General features: G+C 38.1%; 1 protein-coding gene. It reads right to left on the bottom strand.

Annotation, left to right across the window (positions count from 1 at the left end):
* Positions 1-362: 362 nt before the first annotated feature.
* The coding region (locus AC1WHX_RS11765; protein ID WP_481229432.1) for a transglycosylase domain-containing protein at positions 363-2,669 on the bottom strand (2,307 nt) is incomplete at its 5' end.

Raw genomic sequence — 2,669 nt, 5'->3', positions numbered from 1 at the left:
AAACTTTTAAATCAAGAATCTGAAGATGTTTTCAACTGCTGATTCGCATTATATAAATAGCTCCAAAAAAACCTTCGTTTGATCGGACAAATATACAATTTATTCACATCAAACAAACTATTATTTAAATATATTATAAAACAATTCTTTATAATATGTGATCTCAGCATATTCCATTATGAAAAACTCCTATGGATTTGTCCAATTAAACGAACATTTAATTAGACAAACTTATAATTCATACATTCAAAGCATAGGTGTTGTTATAAAAATTTCATCAAAAAAGATGAGTAGGAGCTTGAATGGGTGTGTATAGGTGTATCAAAATTTGATACACCTATTTCATTTCAATATAGAATCAACTAATCAAAAATACCTTCTATAGCTTCAGCAGGCTCTGATGAAAATTCCTCTTCAGAATATGGTCCGGTCGTACACGGATCTTTATATTGTTCAGGTATTACAAAATCTTCCGTTTCAGAATATCCCAAAGATTTATCGCCATAAACTTTTTTCATAAAGATACCATAGATAGGCAATGCCATCGTTGCTCCCTGACCGTTTGCCATACCATCAAAATGGATAGAACGCTCCTCGCCTCCAACCCATACACCGGCAGCCAAACTCGGTGTAAATCCCATAAACCAACCATCCGAGTTATTATTGGTAGTTCCGGTCTTTCCTCCCATCGGAGCTGTTATATTATGACGATACCGAATGCGCCCTCCTGTACCATGATCTATAACATCTCTAAGCATCGGAAGTATTTTATAATATGCAGCCTCACTGAATACTTCGGTTACTTTCGGAGTAAACTCGGCAATTACATTTCCAAAATTATCCTCTATTCGGGTAACATATAACGGATCAACTCGAATACCTTTATTCGAAAAGGCTGTATAAGCTGTCACCATCTCTTCAACAGAGACTTCTGCCGGTCCTAAACAAAGAGAAATAACCGGATCGATATAATTGCGAATACCGAATGAATGCATCAAACGCACTAAAGAACTTGGAGATAACCGTTCCATTAGATAAGCTGAAATCCAGTTATTAGAATTAGCCAACCCCCAACGTAAAGTCACATTCTCTCCAATTCGGGCCTTGGAAGAGTTTCTCGGAGACCAAACCTTTCCTGTAGCCGGATCAAGAATATGAGGTTGTACATTGGGAGCTTCGTCACATGGGCTAAAACCTTCTTCCATAGCCAACGTATATAAAAACGGTTTTATGGTAGAACCTACTTGACGCCTACCATCTGAAACCATGTCATACTGGAAATTGCGAAAATCAATTCCTCCGACGTACGCTTTCACATGCCCTGTTTTAGAATCCATTACCATAAAGCCTGTACGGAGAAACGATTTATTATATCGAATAGAATCCATAGGAGTCATAACCGTATCGATCATTCCATACCAAGAAAAAACTTGCATATCCACAGGTGTATCGAAAGCTTTCCTGATTTCCTTTTCAGATGCACCCGCTTCCGACATATATCTGTACCGATCACTCTGTTTCATCGCCTTATTAAGAATAGTTTCGATATCCGATTTAGATAAATTCCTTGCAAACGGAGCGTAACTGCGCCCCTTCTTCTCATTAAAGAATTTAGGCTGCAGAAAACCTCCGATATGCTCTTCAACAGCCTCTTCTGCATATTTTTGCATCCGAGAATCTAATGACGTATATATTTTCAACCCATCTGTATAGATATTATATTTTGAACCGTCTGCTTTCCGATTTTTTTCACACCATCCGAAAAGAGGATTTGTTTCCCAAGCGATAGAATCATCGACAAATTTTTGTCCCTGCCATCCTCTGTAATCTCTTCGATCCGGTTTTTTGGCAGTCATCATCAAACGCAAATGTTCCCTAAAATAAGGAGCTAACCCTTCTTTATGATCTACACGGTTAAAGTAGAGCTTCAACGGAAGAGCTTGCAATGAATCTCTCTCCTCCCGAGTAATATAATCCGATTTATACATTTGTTCTAAAACCGTATTACGACGACCTCTCGTTCTTTCGGGTTGACGAACAGGATTAAAATACGATGGATTTTTGCACATTCCGATCAATGTAGCCGCTTGTTCTATCGATAGTTTATCGGGAGTCGTATTAAAATAAATTTGTGCTGCCGACTGTATTCCAACGGCATTATAGAGAAAATCAAATTTATTTAAGTACATATTTACAATTTCCTCTTTTGTATAAAAACGTTCTAACTGAACGGCAATTACCCATTCTATCGGCTTTTGAAAAAGCCGTTCCATTACATTTTCGGCACTTGGAGAAAACAACTGCTTGGCTAACTGCTGAGAAATTGTACTCCCCCCCCCTGCACTTTTTTGAAAAAACAAACCTCTTTTTATCACTGCCCTCGCCAAGGCTTTCACATCGATTCCCGAGTGATCTTCAAAACGGGCGTCTTCGGTCGCAATAAGAGCATTAACCAGATAAGGAGAAATTTCATTATATCCCACATACACCCGGCTTCCTTTACTCTGATAATATCGCCCGATCACTTCCATATCGGAAGAATATATCTCGGAGGCGAATTTATCTTTCGGATTTTGCAACTCTTCGATCGGAGGCATATAACCGATAAACCCTTTTGCTATAAAAAAGAATAAGAGGGTTATCGAAACAATTCCTACACAAAAAAATAT

It is taken from the genome of Coprobacter sp. (genome assembly GCF_982436375.1).
Note: the sequence above shows the minus strand (reverse complement) of the source record. Positions and strands in the feature narration are given on the sequence as shown.